This is a genomic window from Nonomuraea roseola (assembly GCF_039535395.1).
Classification (GTDB): domain Bacteria; phylum Actinomycetota; class Actinomycetes; order Streptosporangiales; family Streptosporangiaceae; genus Nonomuraea; species Nonomuraea roseola.
In genome coordinates this window covers 303,887-320,653 of sequence record NZ_BAAAXC010000005.1, presented here as the reverse complement: position 1 = coordinate 320,653, position 16,767 = coordinate 303,887, and the positions used below count along the sequence as shown (strand labels likewise).

13 protein-coding genes are annotated in these 16,767 nt (G+C 71.9%); 8 read left to right on the top strand and 5 right to left on the bottom strand.

What is annotated here, in order from left to right:
- Window position 1 precedes the first annotated feature (1 nt).
- The gene (locus ABFX55_RS03385; RefSeq protein WP_346117499.1) at window positions 2-655 is read right to left on the bottom strand and encodes an SDR family oxidoreductase; all 654 of its coding nucleotides are present in this window, start codon (window positions 653-655) and stop codon (window positions 2-4) included.
- Window positions 656-754: 99 nt separating this feature from the next.
- On the opposite strand from ABFX55_RS03385, the gene ABFX55_RS03380 reads away from it, so the two are divergent.
- From ABFX55_RS03380 to ABFX55_RS03365, 4 genes are all read left to right on the top strand, one after another.
- Window positions 755-1,189, top strand: coding sequence for a hypothetical protein (locus ABFX55_RS03380; RefSeq protein WP_346117497.1), 435 nt, complete (start codon window positions 755-757; stop codon window positions 1,187-1,189).
- Between the two features lie 18 nt (window positions 1,190-1,207).
- A complete protein-coding gene (locus tag ABFX55_RS03375; protein WP_346117495.1) occupies window positions 1,208-1,897 on the top strand; it encodes an HAD family hydrolase in 690 nt (229 codons plus the stop codon).
- An 81-nt stretch (window positions 1,898-1,978) separates the two neighbouring features.
- The gene (gndA, locus tag ABFX55_RS03370) at window positions 1,979-3,403 is read left to right on the top strand and encodes an NADP-dependent phosphogluconate dehydrogenase (protein WP_346117493.1); all 1,425 of its coding nucleotides are present in this window, start codon (window positions 1,979-1,981) and stop codon (window positions 3,401-3,403) included.
- A 351-nt stretch (window positions 3,404-3,754) separates the two neighbouring features.
- The gene (locus ABFX55_RS03365) at window positions 3,755-5,728 is read left to right on the top strand and encodes a sialidase family protein (protein ID WP_346117491.1); all 1,974 of its coding nucleotides are present in this window, start codon (window positions 3,755-3,757) and stop codon (window positions 5,726-5,728) included.
- Here the strand turns inward: ABFX55_RS03365 and ABFX55_RS03360 are convergent.
- Entirely contained in the window at window positions 5,709-6,485 is a 777-nt protein-coding gene (locus ABFX55_RS03360) for an acyl-CoA thioesterase domain-containing protein (protein ID WP_346117489.1), read from the bottom strand. The two genes, ABFX55_RS03365 and ABFX55_RS03360, sit on opposite strands and share 20 nt — an antisense overlap.
- A gap of 51 nt (window positions 6,486-6,536) precedes the next feature.
- Between ABFX55_RS03360 and ABFX55_RS03355 the strand changes: the two genes are divergently transcribed.
- Window positions 6,537-9,746, top strand: a complete 3,210-nt coding sequence (locus tag ABFX55_RS03355) for an AfsR/SARP family transcriptional regulator (protein WP_346117487.1) — start codon at window positions 6,537-6,539, stop codon at window positions 9,744-9,746.
- Between the two features lie 311 nt (window positions 9,747-10,057).
- Here the strand turns inward: ABFX55_RS03355 and ABFX55_RS03350 are convergent, their stop codons facing one another.
- Entirely contained in the window at window positions 10,058-10,747 is a 690-nt protein-coding gene (locus tag ABFX55_RS03350) for a hypothetical protein (protein WP_346117485.1), read from the bottom strand.
- Entirely contained in the window at window positions 10,744-11,289 is a 546-nt protein-coding gene (locus ABFX55_RS03345; protein ID WP_183643943.1) for an RNA polymerase sigma factor, read from the bottom strand. The genes ABFX55_RS03350 and ABFX55_RS03345 overlap by 4 nt, the downstream gene beginning before the upstream one ends.
- A gap of 682 nt (window positions 11,290-11,971) precedes the next feature.
- Here ABFX55_RS03345 and ABFX55_RS03340 point away from each other — a divergent pair.
- From ABFX55_RS03340 to ABFX55_RS03330, 3 genes are read left to right on the top strand one after another with little or no spacing between them, the layout of a single operon-like run.
- Window positions 11,972-13,546 (top strand): MFS transporter, encoded by a 1,575-nt coding sequence (locus ABFX55_RS03340; RefSeq protein ID WP_346117483.1) that lies wholly within the window; start codon window positions 11,972-11,974, stop codon window positions 13,544-13,546.
- Window positions 13,543-14,694: a cytochrome P450 gene (locus ABFX55_RS03335; protein ID WP_346117481.1), complete on the top strand. Its 1,152-nt coding sequence runs from the start codon at window positions 13,543-13,545 to the stop codon at window positions 14,692-14,694. Before ABFX55_RS03340 ends, ABFX55_RS03335 begins: the two co-directional genes overlap by 4 nt.
- Entirely contained in the window at window positions 14,691-14,870 is a 180-nt protein-coding gene (locus ABFX55_RS03330) for a ferredoxin (RefSeq protein ID WP_346117479.1), read from the top strand. Before ABFX55_RS03335 ends, ABFX55_RS03330 begins: the two co-directional genes overlap by 4 nt.
- Window positions 14,871-15,939: 1,069 nt before the next feature.
- Here ABFX55_RS03330 and ABFX55_RS03325 read toward each other — a convergent pair.
- Window positions 15,940-16,305 carry a VOC family protein gene (locus ABFX55_RS03325; RefSeq protein WP_346117477.1) on the bottom strand — a complete coding sequence of 122 codons (366 nt, stop codon included), beginning with the start codon at window positions 16,303-16,305 and terminating at the stop codon, window positions 15,940-15,942.
- Between the last annotated feature and the right edge of the window lie 462 nt (window positions 16,306-16,767).

Genomic DNA, 16,767 nt, shown 5'->3' with positions numbered 1-16,767 from the left:
CTCAGAGTGCCTGAACCGCCCTGTCGACGGGCACGTCGCCCTCCACCAGCTCCAGCGTCATGCCGGCGGCGCGGGGCTCGTCGAGCAGCGCCACCACCACCGCGGCCACGTCGTCGCGCGCCACCTTGCCCCTGGGCACCGGCGGCGGCGCGAGCAGGACACCGGCGGCGCCCGGCTCGTCGGTCAGGCCGCCGGGCCGCAGGATCGTCCAGTCGAGGTCGCGGCCGCGCAGGTCGTCCTCCGCCGCGGTCTTGGCCGCGATGTAGGCCGCCCACACCTCGTCGGTGCCGGGACGCGGCGGCGCGCCCGCGCCCATCGAGGAGATCTGCACGAACCTGCGCACGCCCGCGCGCTCGGCGGCCTCGGCCAGCAGCACGGAGGCCCCCCTGTCGACGGTGTCCTTGCGAGCCGCCCCGCTGCCTGGGCCCGCTCCCGCCGCGAAGACGACCGCGTCGGCGCCGTCGAGGAGCTTGGCCACCTGCTCGGCCGAAGCGCTCTCCAGGTCGCAGACGACGGCCTCGCCGCCCGCCGACTCCACGTCCGCCCGGTGATCGGGGTTGCGGACCAGCCCCACGGCCTGGTCCCCCCGCTCGGCCAGCCTGCGCTCCAGCAGAAGCGCGATCTTCCCGTGTCCACCCGCGATCAGCACACGCATGACTCCAGCGTTTCACACGGGCGAGGCATGCGTTTCACCCGGTCACCTCGTGACAGCGCGCATCTGGGACCCGCGAGCGACCTCCCGCACGCTGAAGCCATGACAAAGACAGCCACCCTCCGCTTCGCCTGGCACTTCGGCGAGATGCTCGTCGCGATGATCCTCGGCATGGTGCTGCTCGGCCCCGTGTGGGACGCGCTCACCTCCTGGCTCGGCCTCGCGGCCCTGTTCGCCAGGACCGACGTCGCGGTCATGGTCATGGCCGCCGACATGACCGTCGCCATGACGATCTGGATGCGCTACCGGGGCCACTCCTGGGCCCCCGTCGCCGAGATGGGCGCGGCGATGTTCGTACCGTTCCTGCTGCTCCTTCCTCCCTACTGGCTCGGCGCGCTGTCGGGAGAGGTCGTGATGATCGCGGGGCACGTCCTGATGCTGCCCGCCATGCTGGCCGCGATGCTGTGGCGCAAGGACGAGTACACGCGCGGCCACAAGGACCACCGGAGCCCGCCCGCCGTCGGCCGCCCGAGCTGACCTGACCACAATGGAGCAATGGACTACACCGCACCACCGGGGCCCGCCTTCCTGTTCGACCTCGACGGCACCCTTATCGACAGCGTCTACCAGCACGTCATCGCCTGGCGCAGCGCCCTGTCCGGCATGGGGGTCGACCTGTCGGTGTGGCGGATCCACCGCAGGATCGGCATGAGCGGCGGCCTGTTCGTCACCGCCCTGCTCAGGGAGACCGGCCTCAGCCTCACCCAGCAGCAGATCGACGACCTGCAGCAGGCGCACGCCGCCGCCTACCTGGAGCAGATCGACACGGTGCGGCCGCTGCCGGGCGCGATCGAGCTGCTGCGCGAGCTGACCCAGCGCCAGGTCCCCTGGGCCATCGCCACCAGCGGATACGCCAAGACCGCCCGCAGGGCGCTGGGCATGCTGAAGCTCCCTGACGACACCCCGATGGTCACCCGCGACCTGGTACGGCGCGCCAAGCCAGACCCCGACCTGTTCCTGGCCGGAGCCGCCCTGCTCGACGTCGACCCCCGTCACGCCATGGTCGTCGGCGACAGCGTCTGGGACCTGCTGGCCGCCAGAAGGGCGGGCGCGCTCGGCATCGGCCTGCAGTCCGGCGGGTACGGCAGGGACGAACTCGAACGCTCGGGAGCCTTCCGCGTCTACGCCGATCCGGCCGACATGCTCAACAGGCTCGACGAGCTGGGCGTGCGTCTGGGGGAATAACCGCGGGGCGCCGAACCGATCTGGTGAGGGACGCGTATCTTCCCGCGAACACCTCGCGCGTTTGTGCGAACAGGAGCTGACATGGATCTGGCAGACATCGGCGTGACGGGGCTGGCCACGATGGGCCGCAACCTTGCCCGCAACTTCGCCCGCAACGGCTACGCGGTCGCGGTGCACAACCGCTCGCACAGCCGTACGGAGGCGCTGGTCAAGGAGTTCGGCGGCGAGGGCACCTTCCTGCCGTCGGAGGACGTGGCCGACTTCGTCGCCTCGCTCAAACGGCCACGCCGAGCGATCATCATGGTGAAGGCCGGCGCGGGCACCGACGCGGTCATCGACCAGTTGGCCGACCTGATGGAGCCGGGCGACATGATCGTCGACGGCGGCAACGCCCACTTCGAGGACACCAGGCGCAGGGAGGCGGCGCTGCGCGAGCGCGGCATCCACTTCGTCGGCACCGGCATCTCGGGCGGCGAGGAGGGCGCGCTGCTCGGCCCGAGCATCATGCCGGGCGGCTCCCGCGAGTCCTACGAGGCGCTCGGGCCCATGCTGGAGAGCATCGCGGCGCAGGTCGACGGTGTCCCCTGCGCGACCTACGTCGGGCCTGACGGCGCGGGCCACTTCGTCAAGATGGTGCACAACGGCATCGAGTACTCCGACATGCAGCTCATCGCCGAGTCCTACGACCTGCTGCGCCAGGCCCTCGGCGCCACGCCGGCCGAGCTGGCCCAGATCTTCAGGGAGTGGAACCAGGGCGACCTGGAGTCGTACCTGATCGAGATCACCGCCGAGGTGCTCGACCAGGTCGACGCCGAGACGGGCCGCCCGTTCGTGGACGTCGTGGTCGACCGCGCCGAGCAGAAGGGCACCGGCCGCTGGACCGTCCAGAGCGCGCTCGAACTGGGCGTCCCCGTCACCGGCATCGCCGAGGCGGTCTTCGCCCGCGCCCTGTCGGGCCATCCCGCCCAGCGCGAGGCCGCTCGCGGGCTCGAAGGCCCCTCGCTGTCGGGGGTCGCGGGCAAGGAGCTGATCGAGGACGTGCGGCAGGCGCTGTACGCCTCCAAGATCGTGGCCTACGCCCAGGGCTTCGACCAGATCGCCGCCGCCTCCAAGGAGTACGGCTGGGACGTCGACCTCGGCGCGATGGCCACGATCTGGCGTGGCGGCTGCATCATCAGGGCGCGCTTCCTCGACAGGATCCGCGCCGCCTACGACGCCGACCCCGCGCTGGCCACGCTGCTGGCCGACGAGGGCTTCGCGGGGGCGCTCGCGGCCGCACAGGAGGCGTGGCGGCGGGTGGTGACCACGGCGGTGAAGATCGGGGTGCCGACCCCCGGGTTCTCCTCCGCGCTGGCCTACTACGACGGGCTGCGCAGGGACAGGCTGCCCGCGGCGCTGGTGCAGGGGCTGCGCGACTACTTCGGCGCGCACACCTACCAGCGGGTGGACAAGGAGGGCGCCTTCCACGTCGACTGGTCGGGCGACAGGGCCGAGCACACCGCGTGAGCGCCTTTACATTGTAGATTTTTTTTGGGAGCGCCGGGGATTTTACCCAATCCCCGGCGCTCCCGCGTCTTCCCATGCGTCTAACCGTGGACAGCTGACCTGCTAGGTCCTGATTTCTCGCCGTCTCGGCCGAAAGGACAACCGCGCCGCCCCATCTGACGTCAAGAGGCCCGTGACGGGGTACGGGCCTGATGTGACGGTCGGACCGAAGTCCTGCTGGAGTGGCGTGTATGGACGGAGGGTCACCGGTGACTACGGTGGGCTGTCGGAGGCTTGCCGTACAGCGGCAGGCGGGTGAACTTCGGGTGAGCACGCTCACCCGCGGGCACGGCTGCGACGGAAGATGGGTGGGTGAAGTGGCCCGAAGCGGATGTGGTGGGGCCGTGCGTGAGCGAGCCGGTGACGGTCTTCGCCACGGCGGACAGACGTGCGGACGGAGAGCTGGCGCACGAGGGCAACAGGGTTCCGGACATCGCGGTGCTCGATCAGGACACGCTGGTGGTCGGCTGGAGGTCGGGGGTGGCCGACCCCATGGACGCCACACCGGCCGACCAGGGTTCGATCGGCTTCGCCCGCTCGGCCGACGGCGGGCGCACCTGGACCACGGGGACGCTGGCGGCGGCGACGGACACGCACCGCTACCACTACGTGATCTTCCTCAACGACTCCGGTGTGCTTTACGCCCTGCTGGGACGCATCACGATCAGCGAGGACCGCGACAGCGCGGGCAACGTCGACGGCTTCCCTGTCAGGATGGTCGCCAGGCGCAGCGCCGACGCGGGTGCGACATGGGAGGACTTTCCCCTCACGGTCGAGGTGCCGGACAACGGCAGGGGTGTCGTCGTGGCCGGCAAGCCGATCAGGCACGAGGGTGTGTGGCTGCTGCCGTACTGGCGGCAGACGGGGAGCGGCACCAGGGCAGGGGTGCTGCGATCGACGGACCTGCGGACGTGGCGCTCGGGCCGGCTGGCCGAGCCCCCGCGGGGAATCGGGGTGGAGGAGCCTCAGGTGGCGCCCGCCCAGGAGGGTGGCCTGGTGATGGTGGCCAGGGCGCTCGACCTGCGGGGCGGCTCGTCGCCGGAGGCCAGGGACGCGAGGTACCGCGCCCACGCGGCGCACGCGGCGGTGTCGAGGAGCGCGGACGGGGGACTCACCTGGGAACCGATGTCCCTGGACCCCCAGCTCCCGAATTATTACGTCAAGGGGTTCTTTACCACGGACGCCGAGGGGCGGTATCTCACGATCTACAACACCTTGGCGGGCCCTTTCAGGGGTGAGAGGCCCGAGCAGTACCGGGAGGTGCTGCACTACAAGGTGAAGCCGCAGGGCTCCCCGTGGGGGCCCGGACGGCTGTTCGCCGACGGAACCAGGCTGACCAGGGACGCGGCGCGGGGCTGGGACGTCTACGCCAGCGCGCAGGAGTACGCACCGGGCCGGTTCTTCGTCGTCTGGGAGCACAACCAGATCGCGATCAGGGTCGCCAGGCTCGACCTGACCCGCGCCTTCACCGGTGTCCGGCTGTCCGGCCCCGGCTCGGCGCCCCAGATGCCGCCCGCCGGGTTCGTGGCCACCGTGGAGGGCGACGACTTCGAGCTCACGCTCGCCGGCCGGATGACCCTCGCGGTGGGAGCGGGCGGCGTGTCGCTGGACGGGCGCGCCGTCCTGGAGCCCGGAGGGACGCGCTGGCGGGTGGTGGCCGACCGGCGCGGCGAGGCCGGTCTGTGGCGCGACCTCACCGACACCGGCCTGCGCTGGCGCCTCCCGCCCGGGCCCGGCCTCGGCGAGGTCACCCTGACGGGACGGGCCACGGCCGAGGTCACCGACAACCTCGCGGGACTGCCGTGGGCGGGCTGGACGCTGTCGGGCAGCCGCGTCACCGACGGCAGGCTCGACCTGCGCGGCTCGGCCACCGTCCCGCTGGAGATCACCGAGTCGTGCGACTTCACGGTGGAGTTCAGCGGCAGGGTCGTCGATGACAGCGCCCTCGACCCGGTCACCGGTCTCGGCGTCAGCCTCGGCACCAAGGTCGCCAACGGCGCCCGCAGGCTCATGATGACCGTCCAGAAGGGAGAGGTCTGGGCGATGCCCAAGGGCTCCTCCCGGTGGGAACGCGTGCACAGGGGCCGCGCGGGGCTCTGGCGGGTCAGCGTCGACAGCGCGGGCGTGGCCAGGCTGTTCGCCGACGGCGCCGACACCGGCGCGAGCTGGGTGGTTCAGGACAGCCGCGAGCGCCCGCAGGCCACCCACTGGGTGAGCGCGACGGCAGGCGGCAACACCGCCGCCGCCCTCCTCGACTGGACCCTGGTCACCGCAACGCTCGGCTAGGAGGGTTGGCCACCGCCGTCACCGTCACGTACCCGATCGGTCCCTGCGCGTCGTGCATGACGCACTGTCCGAGCGCCACTCCTTCGTTGCCGAGGTGGCCGATGGTCTCCAGCCCGAGTTCGGGACTGCGTGGCAGGCGGCTGAGGGTGAGGGTGTAGTCGGCGTTGATGTAGTGCAGGCCCTCGGTGCCGACGTTGCTGAGCGGGCTGGCGAAGTCGGCGGCCAGCGCGGCCAGCGTGAACGGCGAGACCTCCTCGCCCTCCACCAGCGGGCGGACCTCCCTGACCCACGCCCTGTGCGGCCCCGGCCGCTCGCCCCAGCCGGTGAGCTGCCACAGCTCGAACGGCAGCGGCGGCCCTCCTGGCGGCGGCGGGCCCTGCGGCAGCGGCTCCTCCCACGCCCTGGTGTGGGTCAGCGCCCCGGGGGGCTGCTCGCCGTTGCGCAGCAGGACGGCGCTGGCCCTGGCGACCTGGCCCTGCTCGGTCGAGAGGACGGCGTCGGCGACCCTGATCCTGCGGCCGTCCCTGACCCTGACGGTCTCCACCGTCAGCGGGAGCAGCGGGCTGTTGCGGAACAGGTCGACGGTCAGCCTCGCGAAGTGCAGCCCCTCCTCGCCGTGCTCGGCCTCGATGGCCCTGGCGGCCAGGCCGCCGAGCAGGCGGCCGTGCAGCATGTCGACGGCCCAGGGGCTGTGCGCGTGCGGCGCGGGGACGTACTCGCCTTTGGTGAGGGCGAAGAACGCCCCGAGATTATCCACAGAATGTGATTCTAAATCGTCGGCGGGGCCAGAGGTGGCGACAATCGAGGTATGAGATTCGGCGTGCTCGGCCCGACAGAGGTCTCCGGCGTCCCTGTGAGAGGCGCGGGGCTCAGCGGCCTGCTCGTGCTGCTGGCGCTGGAGGCGGGCCGGGTCGTCTCCGTCGACCGGCTGGTCCAGGCGCTCTACGGGCCCTCGGGCACGGTCAACGCGCTGCAGTCGCAGGTGTCGCGGTTGCGGGGGCTGGTGGGGGTGCCGCTGGAGCTCGGGCCCGCCGGTTACCGGCTGGTGGTCGATCCGCTTGAGGTCGACGCCCACCTGTTCACGCACGCGGTGGCCGCGGCGCGCAGGGTGTCCTCACCGGGTGAGCGGGCGCGGCTGCTGCGTGAGGCGCTCGGCCTGTGGCGCGGCCCCGCGCTGGCCGACGTACTGACGCTGCCCTTCGCCGAGGCGGAGGCCGCCACGCTGGAGGAGCTGCGCCTCTCGGCCGTGGAGGACCGGGTCGAGGCCGACCTGCTCACGGGCTGCGCCCCACTCGCCGAGCTGGTCTCCGAGCTGGGCGAGCTGGTGCGGCGGCAGCCGCTGAGGGAGCGGCTGCGAGGTCAGCTCATGCTCGCCCTGGCCAGGTCGGGGCGCAGGGCGGAGGCGTTGGAGGTGTTCGAGGAGGCGCGCAAGACGCTGGCCGAGGAGCTGGGCGCCGACCCCTCGCCCGAGCTGGCCGCCCTCCACCTGAGCCTGCTGCGCGACGAACCACCCTCCGCCGTGGCCTCGCCCGCCGCCTCCGGCGACCCGCTCGCCGTGGGGCGCCTGCCGGCGGCGTCCGTCTCCGCCGAGGCCCTCGGCGCGGTGTCGGCGCTGCGGCCCCGGGCGCCCAGACCGCGGCTGACCAGCTTCGTCGGGCGCGACCACGAGCTTCGCCTGGTCGGCCGGTTGCTCGGCCGAGGCCGCCTGCTGACGCTCGCGGGGCCCGGCGGCGCGGGCAAGACGAGGCTGGCCGTCGAGGCGGCCGAGGCGGCCCACGGCCTCGGGGAGGTGTGCTTCGTCGAGCTGGCCCCGCTCGGCCCCGGCAGCGACGTCGCGCTGGCGGTGCTCACCGCGCTCGGCCTGCCGTACGGCCACTCCGGACCACCGGGCCCGCTGTCGGCCGCGCGCCAGGACCCTTCGGCGTCGATGTCCCTCCCGCGTGGGGTGCCGCCTGTCGACGCGCTGGTGACGGCGCTCGGCGACCATCGCGTCACGCTCGTCCTCGACAACTGCGAGCACCTCGTCGAGGCGGCCGCGCTGCTCGTCGACCGGATCCTCGCCGAGTGCCCGCGCGTGCGCGTGCTGGCCACCAGCCGTGAGCCGCTGAACATCGACGGCGAGCATGTCCTGCCCATCGCCCCGCTCCCCCAGCCGCCGCACGGTCTCGACCTCGAGCAGGCGCGCGAGCACCCCGCGGTGCGGCTGCTGGCCGACAGGGCGGCGGCCGTCCGCCACGGCTTCACCGTCACCGGCGACAACCTCGAGCCCGTCCTGCGCATCTGCAGGGCGCTCGACGGGCTGCCGCTGGCGATCGAGCTGGCCGCCGCCAGGCTGCGGGCGCTCACCCCCGCCGAGGTCGCCGCCAGGCTCGACGACCGCTTCAGGCTGCTGACCGGCGGCAGCCGTACGGCGCTGCCCCGCCATCGCACGCTGCGCGCGGTCGTCGCGTGGAGCTGGGGCCTGCTCGACCCCGCGGAGCGCACCCTGGCCGCCAGGCTGTCGGTGTTCGTCTCCGGCACGACGGCCGAGGCGGCCGAGCGGGTCTGCGGCGGCGACCTCGACCTGCTCTCCGCGCTGGTCGACAAGTCGATCGTGCAGGCCGACGGCGGGCGCTTCGGCATGCTCGAGACCGTCAGGGCCTTCTGCGCCGAACGGCTGGCCGAGTCGGGTGAGGAGCAGCTCGTCAGGCAGGCGCACGCCGAGCACTACACCCGCATGGCCGCCTCCGCCGAGTCCCAGCTTCGCGGACCCGACCAGCTGCGCCGCCTGGCCGAGCTGGCGGCCGAGCACGACAACCTGCGCGCGGCGCTGCGCTGGGCCATCGACACGGGGCGGGCCGAGATGGCGCTGCGCCTGACCGCCGACATGTGGATGTACTGGTGGCTGCGCGGCCTGCGGCACGAGGGGGCGCTGCTGTCGGCCGAGGTGCTCGACCTGGTGGGGCCCGAACCTCCCGAGGGCCTGGCGGAGGACCACATCATGTGCGCGCTGCAGATGGTGACGACGGGGCGGCCGCTGGAGGAGACGCGGGAGCGTCTGGACAACGCCGAGCGCCTCGCGCGCGGTCTGGCCGAGCCGCCGCGCCACCCGCTGATCGCCATGGTCAGGCCCTATCCGGCGATCGCCTCCGGCAACTACACCCTGCTGCTGCCCGCGCTGCTGGCCGCCACCACCGCCTCCGACCCCTGGTCAAGGGCCTTCGCCCGGCTGCTGCTCGGCTACCTGCGGCTGGGCGCCGGCGAGGTCGAGGCGGGTGAGCGCGAGCTGCGGCTGGCGCTCGACACCTTCCGCATGGCCGGCGACAGGTGGGGCGTGGGTCAGGCGATGCTCCAGCTGTCGGAGCTGTCGGGATGGCGCGGCGAGCACAAGGAGGCGATAGCGATGGCGGAGGAGGCGCTGGAGGTGATCGCGCCCTTCGGCGCCACCGAGGACACCGCGCTGCTGATGTCGCGCCGCGGAGCCGAGCTGGCCCGCGCGGGCGACCTCGCCGCCGCCGAGGTGGAGCTGGAGCGGGCCGCCTCCATGGCGCGCCGTCTGCCGGGCTCGGAGGCGGAGGCGATCGCGACCCACGGGCTGGCCGAACTGGCGCGGCTGGGCGGCGACCCCGCGCGGGCGACCGAGCTCTACATGGCGGCCATGACGGGCTGCGAGGCGCACTGGCTCGGGGCGCAAGAGACGCGGGGTCGCATCCTGATCGGGCTCGGCAGGGTGGAGGGCGTGGGAGCGCGGCTGCGCGAGGCCTACGACCTCCTGGTCGACGTCCTCGATCTGCCGGGCGCCTCCGGCGCGGTGGAAGCCATGGCCGAGCTGGTGCTTCGCGAAGGGTCGGCCGCTCGCGCGGCCTTCCTGCTGGGGGCGGCGGTGTCGCTGCGCGGCGCCGCTGTGACCGACGGGCCCGATGTGGTCCGTACGGCGGGCGAGGCCCGGCGGGTGCTGGGCGACGCGGCGTTCGAGCGGTCCTACCAGCGTGGCTGCTCGACACCTCGCGACCAGGTCACCGACCTGCTGCCCTTCTGACCCCCTCTGCGCGTGTCACGCCCTCTCCCTCGCCCGGTGTTTCCGGGGCCGGGGAGGGCGGCACCAACCACTTCCACCACACCGGAGGCTGCTCCGGCGATTCCAGGCGACGCTGGTATCCACTCCTCGGTCACTCGGTTCCCCGCCCGGTCAGCGCATCCAGGTGACGCCTCCTTCACCGCGTGTCGTCGCTGCGGCGTCGTGCGCGAGGGCTGTCCATCCAGCAGACCGTCCCCCAGCTCCCGCACATCGATGTCGAGCGCGGCGGCGCCGGTCGGCGGCCCGTTGCGCGGGCCGCCGACCGGCTCGTGTCAGCCGTCCTTCTCGCTGGTGCCGGGGCCGTCGGTCCTGTTCTCGGCCTTGCCGCGCCTGCCCTCCTCGCCGGTGCCGGGGCCGTGGCTGTCGTCCCGCTTGTCGATCCTGGCCTCCCCCTTGCCCGGCGTGGGCAGGGGCATCGGGACCACCTCGCAGGGGCCCACCGTCCCCTCGACCACCTCGAGCGCCATCCCGACCGGCGGACGGTCAAGGTGCTCGGGGTCGGAGGAGACCGTCATGACAAGCGTCTGTCCCGCGATGATCTCGCCCTCCTTGATCTTGAAGACGATGCCTCCGCCGCCTTCGACGCTGCCGACGCTCGCCTCGAACCTTCCGCCCGAGGCCTTGGCCCTGCCCCTGGGCGCCTTACAGGTCTGGCCCGCCGGCAGGTAGGTGACGTCGGCGTTGACGTTCTCGTCCCTCAGCCTCCGCTCCAGCTCCTCGGGGTCGCGGAACTCGCTGATCCGCACCTCGATGGAGCCGTCGGCCTGCTTCTCGACGGCGAAGGCCGGGCTCGCCGTCCCGCCGTACAGCACCAGCGTGGCGGCCGCCGCGGCCCCCGTCACCGCGGCGGCCAGCCCCAGCAGGCGGCCGTGGCCGCGCCGCGCCGGCGTCACCGTGACCAGGTTCTCGCTGGCCATGTCGTCCTTGAGCGCGCTGAGCAGGCGCTCCTCGAAGTTGCTCATGCCTGTCCCTCCACATACACAGCCGACGGCGAAACGACCTCCAGAAGGGCACGTCTTGCCCGATGCAGACGGACTCGCGCGGTCACCTGCCTGATGCCCAGGGCCGCTGCCGCCTCCGCGACAGAGAGCTGGTCGATCGCCACGAGCTCGAGTACGGCCCGCTCGCCCTCGGGCAGGTCCCGCATCGCCTCCAGGGCGTGCCGCATCTGCCGTTCGGCGTCGATCTTCTCGACCATCCTGCCGAGATCGTCATCGTCCATCAGCCGCCTGCCTGCCACACGGCTGGTCAGCTGGGCCTCCCTCGCCGTCCTGCGCAGCTGGGCGGATACGACGTTGCGTGCCACGCCGTACAACCATGCGATCTCGCTGCCCCTGCCAGGGCGGTAGGTGTGCGCTGAGTCCAAGGCCGCCAGAAAGATGTCGGCGGTCAGGTCGGCGGCCAGGTGAGGATCGTTCACCCGGCGTACGACGAACCGCATGACAGCATCGATGTGACGGCGATAGAAGGCCTCAAAGGCCGCGGGGTCTTCGTTGAGGCGCACTGGCCTCGCTCCCTTCGTCGTTCGCCCTTACATCACTGCTTGGCCTGAGCGAGGCAAAGCGTTTCCTGGCGCGGGCCTGCCCACCACCCGCACGACCGCGACCACCCTCCATCGGCGAGCGGCCCGCTTCGACTCGACCGCCGAGAGGGCCCTCGGTTGGGCGGACCCTACTGCGCCTCCAGGTCTCGACGGCGGCGCAGGTCATGCCTCGTACGAGTCGCGGCCCGGGTCGCTCACGGCAGCCCGCAGGTCGAACCCGCGCACAGGACTTCCGCGCGCAACGCTGTCCCCCGCATCCCGCCGACCTACCGCGTTGCCCTGCTCCCGCAGAACCCGCCCCGCACAAGACGCCGCACAACCCCCTACATGCCGACCGGCCTCCCGTACAGTCCGCCCCGCACAAGAGCCCGCACAACCCCCCGCATGCCGACCGGCCTCCGGTACGGTCCGCCGCGTACTGAGCGACTTCCCGTGCTGCCTGTCACGCGCCGTCCGCACTACGGCGCGCCGCGCTGACCTGCTTCCCCTACGGCCGCCGGGCGGTGAGCGGCTTCCTGTAGAGCCCCTCACGATCACCTGCGTTCTGGCGCGCACGTCGCGTGCGAGGCCGATGCGGGGGCTCGTGCGGGCTCGTGCGTGCGGGGTGCGAGCCGCGTGCGCGCCATGGTCCAGCGTGGACGGCATGACACCCGTGAGCAGGACCAGACGCTGGGCAGCCCTGGCCACCCTGTGCCTCGCCGTCTCGCTCATCGCGATCGACGGCACCGTGCTGCACCTGGCGATCCCGCGCCTGACCGAGGCGTTGCAACCGACCAGCACCCAGATCCTCTGGATCGCCGACATCTACGGGTTCGTACTCGGCGGCCTGCTGATCACCGCGGGCAACGCGGGCGACAGGTTCGGCAGGAAACGCGTTCTGCTCATCGGGGTGGCGGCCTTCGGCCTGGCCTCGCTGGCCACCGCCTACGCTCCCACGGCCGAGCTGCTCATCGTCGCGCGAGCGGTGCTGGGCGTGGCGGGCGCCACCATCATGCCGTCCACCCTGTCGATCATCCGCAACCTGTTCACCGACCCTCGCGAGCGCACCACCGCGATCGGGCTGTGGAGCTCGGTCACGACGGCCGGCGCCGCGGCGGGGCCACTGCTGGGCGGGCTGCTCCTCGACAACTTCTGGTGGGGCTCGGTCTTCCTGATCAACGTTCCCGTGATGGTCGTCGTCCTGATCGTCGCCGCGCTCACGCTGCCCGAGTCCCGCAACCCCGATCCCGGGCCGCTCGACCTGCGCAGCGTGCTGCTGTCCGTCGTCGGCGTGATCGGCGTCATCTACGCCGTCAAGGAGGCGGCGCACACGGGGGTCGCCCAGACCGGCGTCCTGGTGGCCGCGGTGGTCGGCGTGGGCGCGCTGATCCTGTTCTGGAGACGGCAGAGCAGGCTCACTCACCCGTTGATCGACGTCAGCCTGTTCAGGCGCAGGGCGTTCTCCGGGGCGGTCGGCGGCGACATGGTCGCGGTCTTCGCGCTGGTGGGCACGCTGTTCTTCCTCTCCCTCTACCTGCAGTTCGTCCTCGGCTGGACACCGCTGCAGGCCGGTCTCGCCCAGCTGCCCGCCATGGGCGCCTCCATGGTCGCGGCGCTCCTCGCGGGCAGGCTTGCGATGGCGTGGGGCAGAGCGGTGGCGATCTCCGTGGGGCTCGGGCTGTCGGCGGCAGGGCTGGCGGTGCTCGTGCTGCTCCCCACGGAGTCCGGCTATCCGGTGGTGCTCGGGTCGCTGCTCCTCATCGGCATCGGCGCGGGGCTGTCGTTCACCGTGACCGCCGACACCGTGCTGGCGACCGTGCCGAAGGAGCGGGCCGGCTCGGCCTCCGCGATCGCCGAGACCGCCTACGAGCTGGGCGCCGCCCTCGGCATCGCGCTGATCGGCAGCCTGCTCGGCGGCATCTACCGGCAGACGTTGCGCCTGCCGGTCGGGCTTCCCGCCGAGGCCGTTGACGCCGCCCGCGACTCCATCGGTACGGCGCTGCACGCGGCGGCGTCCCTGCCCGTGGAGCTGGCGGCCGGCGTGGTCGCGGCGGCCTCGGCCGCGTTCGTGCAGGCCGTCAACGTCACCTCCCTCATCTGCGGTGTGGCGGTGGCCGTCGTCGCCGTCACCGCCCTGTTCACCCTGCGTGGCCTCGGCACCGTCATCGAGGAACACCCGCTGGATCGTCCACTTTCACCTTCTCAGAGCACAGAATCGAAACAAGGAGCGGACCGATGAGAGCGATACCCACTGACCGAGGCGCCTGCCCGTTCGACCCGCCCGCCGGGATGGCCGACGAGCCGCTGAGCAAGGTTCGCCTGTCGAACGGCGACCAGGTCTGGCTGGTGACCAGGCACGACCTGGTCCGGCAGGTCCTGGGCGACACCCGTTTCAGTTCGGAGATCGACGGCGGCTTCCTCGACGTGCCGTTGCATGCCGTACAGCCCCAGCTGGGAATGTTCATTCAGATGGACCCGCCCGAGCACACCAGGCTCAGGCGGCTGCTGACTGGACGGTTCACCGTCCAGCGGATGCAGCGGCTGCGTCCGAGAATCGAGCAGATCGTCACCGAACGGCTCGACGCGCTGGAGCGGGCGCCGCGCCCGGCCGATCTGGTGGCGGAGTTCGCGCTGCCGATCCCCTCGCTGGTGATCTGCGAGCTGCTCGGCGTGCCCTACGCCGAGCGCGCGTCGTTCCAGGAGGCCGGCACCAAATTGCTGACCCTCACCGGCACCCAGGAGGAGCTGGAGGAGGCGATGATGCGGCTCGGGGGCTACCTGGCGGAGCTGATCGCCCGCAAGCGCGCCGAGCCGGGCGAGGGCCTGCTCGACGACCTGCTCGAGAGCGGCCTCAGCGACGAGGAACTGGTCGGGATCGCGATACTGCTGCTCATCGCGGGTCACGAGACGACGGCCAACATGATCTCGCTCGGCACCCTGCTGCTGCTCCAGCATCCCGACCAGCTCGCTTTCGTACGGCAGAGCCCCGAGGCGGCCAAGACTGCGGTCGACGAACTGCTGCGCTATCTCTCGATCGTCGACGTCGGAATGTTCAGGCGCGCCTCCACCGACCTGGAGCTCGACGGGCAGATCATCAGGGAGGGCGAGTTCGTGACCTGTTCGCTGGCCGCCGCCAACCGCGACCCCGCTCTGCTCGACCGGCCCGAGGTGCTGGAGGTGTCCAGGCCGAAGGCGCCACACGTGGCGTTCGGCTTCGGCCCGCACCAGTGCCTGGGGCAGAACCTGGCGAGGCTGGAGATGGAGATCGCCTACCCGGCGCTGTTCCGGCGGCTGCCCGGCCTGCGGCTGGCCGTACCGCTGGAGAAGGTGCCGTTCAAGAGCGACATGGCGATCTACGGCGTGCACCGGCTGGAGGTGGAGTGGTGATCAAGGTAGACCGCGAGCGGTGCGCCTCGTCCGGCCAGTGCGCACTGGCCGCGCCCGAGGTGTTCGCTCAGGACGAGGACGACGGACGCGTGGTGCTGCTCGACGAGAACGCCACGGGTCCCGAGGTACGGCGAGCCACCACCGGCTGCCCCACCCAGGCGATCAGCTCGGACTGAGGCGGTGGGAGGTTGACCTCGCGTTCCGGCTGGCCGAGGTCTCACCCACTCGGGGGCCTCGGCCAACCGGAACGCCCCGCGACCCCGCGGTCCCGTGCCGGCAACCATCCAGAGCAGACCAGCACGCAGACCTCGCACTCCGGCCGGGATCCGGAGCATGCGGACGCTACGGTAACCGGCAGTACGGGGCGCGAGAACGCCGCCCGACCTGCGCATACCGGAAGGCGATGACACCGCCTAGCCCGATACGCCGGAACACCAGGACCCCCGCAGCCCGACACACCGAAACATCAGCAGCCCGCTCAGCTCGACCACACCGGACCGCCGAAACGCTACGTGCCTGTAAGACGCCAGGACGCTAGAGATCGCGCGACCTGGGCACCCCTGGAATGCCGGGAGACCGTGTGTGCCGGGCTAACCCGGAATACACGAAGACCACGAGACCGGACGCGCCAGGACCCTAGAGACCGCCCGACCAGGGCACCCCTCGAACGCCACGAGACCGTCTGCCGCACCACACCGAAACACACGAAGACCGTGAGACCCCGGACACGTCGGGACGCTATAGGCGGCCCTACCTGGGCACGCCTCCACGCCACGAGACCGTGTGCTGGACTACGCCGAAACACATGGAGACCGTGGGACCCGGACACGTCGGGATGCCGGGGGCGGCGTGACCGGGGCACGCCGGAATGCGCAAGCTCGGTGACCGGGAGACGCCGTGGACACGACGAAGCGCCGTGACCGGGCCGCGCTGGGCCGGTTGCGTGGGCCAGGAGGCCCAGCATCCGGAGAACCCCCTGACAGGGCGCAACTCGCGGAAGCGGAACGGAGGCCGGACGCGCCGCCGCCCCGCACGTTCCACGTTGCTGGGCAGGTTGCGCCGACAGTCTCACAGAGAGGCCGCGCCACAGGCCGCTCCCACAGTCCCGCAGCAGCGCCGTTCCCGCCCGCAGAGGGCCGTTTCCGCAGTCCCGCGGGGAGTCTGGTTTCGACGGCTCCCAGCGGGACTACGCCATCTCGGCGCTCTTGGGAGACGAACGGAAGTGGCGGCTCCCGTCGGGCCGGGTCACGCGGCGATGCAGAAGACGTGCCCCTCCGGATCGGCCAGCACGATCCACTCGCCCGCCCCCGGCTGGAAGTCGGGCTTCGTCGCGCCGAGGTCGAGCAGTTCCTTGGTCGCCGCCTCCAGGTCGGTGACCTTGAGGTCGAGATGCGCCTGCTTGGTGCCGCCCGGCCAGGCAGGCGCCTGGTGGCCCTCGACCCGCATGAAGGAGAGCTGTGCCTGGCCCGCGTCCAGGTAGGCGGAGTCGTTGTCGCTGTGCGTGATCCGCCCGCCCAGAACCGAGCGATAGAACTCGGCCAACGGGGCGGGACGCGCGCAGTCGATGACGTGGGCGGAAATTTCAGCGATCGCGGGTGTGTGCGTTGTCATGCGTCCAGGCTGCCCGGCCACCCCTCCCCCGGTCTTGAACATCCTTGCGCCTCGCCCGCTGAGCCCTCCGAACGCAGCCGTCCAGGGTTTCAGTACCACCGCCCAGCTGATCACCGTCGCCCCGAAGCTGAGAATGACTACGGAGCTCAGAATGACTACCAGCCGGAAGCTGATCGGACCGGAGCTGCACTCCCTCGCCCTGGCAGCCAGCACGACCCACATTCCTGAGCGGGGCGCTCGTCATGAGGCCCGGGGCGTTGACTGGCACCGCCACCAGGTCCTCCGGCAAGGGCAGGGAGAAGACGAAGCCGCTTTGGCGCTCGCTGCCTGCGAAAGGTGAACGCCGTCGCCCACGAGAGGCGAACCCGAACGCGAGGCGGTGTGCCTCGCCGGAGTCGGGCACCGGTGACCTGGTCATCGAGTTGCCCGTGGCGCGGATCGGTGCCTACGGTGGCCATATGC

What these genes read in the sequence shown, in the direction of transcription:
- ABFX55_RS03335 (WP_346117481.1), top strand. Translation starts at nt 13,543, where the DNA reads ATGAGAGCGATACCCACTGACCGAGGCGCCTGCCCGTTCGACCCGCCC.
- ABFX55_RS03385 (WP_346117499.1), bottom strand. Translation starts at nt 655, where the DNA reads ATGCGTGTGCTGATCGCGGGTGGACACGGGAAGATCGCGCTTCTGCTG.
- ABFX55_RS03325 (WP_346117477.1), bottom strand. Translation starts at nt 16,305, where the DNA reads ATGACAACGCACACACCCGCGATCGCTGAAATTTCCGCCCACGTCATC.
- ABFX55_RS03355 (WP_346117487.1), top strand. Translation starts at nt 6,537, where the DNA reads ATGAGATTCGGCGTGCTCGGCCCGACAGAGGTCTCCGGCGTCCCTGTG.
- ABFX55_RS03350 (WP_346117485.1), bottom strand. Translation starts at nt 10,747, where the DNA reads ATGAGCAACTTCGAGGAGCGCCTGCTCAGCGCGCTCAAGGACGACATG.
- gndA (WP_346117493.1), top strand. Translation starts at nt 1,979, where the DNA reads ATGGATCTGGCAGACATCGGCGTGACGGGGCTGGCCACGATGGGCCGC.
- ABFX55_RS03375 (WP_346117495.1), top strand. Translation starts at nt 1,208, where the DNA reads ATGGACTACACCGCACCACCGGGGCCCGCCTTCCTGTTCGACCTCGAC.
- ABFX55_RS03380 (WP_346117497.1), top strand. Translation starts at nt 755, where the DNA reads ATGACAAAGACAGCCACCCTCCGCTTCGCCTGGCACTTCGGCGAGATG.
- ABFX55_RS03340 (WP_346117483.1), top strand. Translation starts at nt 11,972, where the DNA reads ATGACACCCGTGAGCAGGACCAGACGCTGGGCAGCCCTGGCCACCCTG.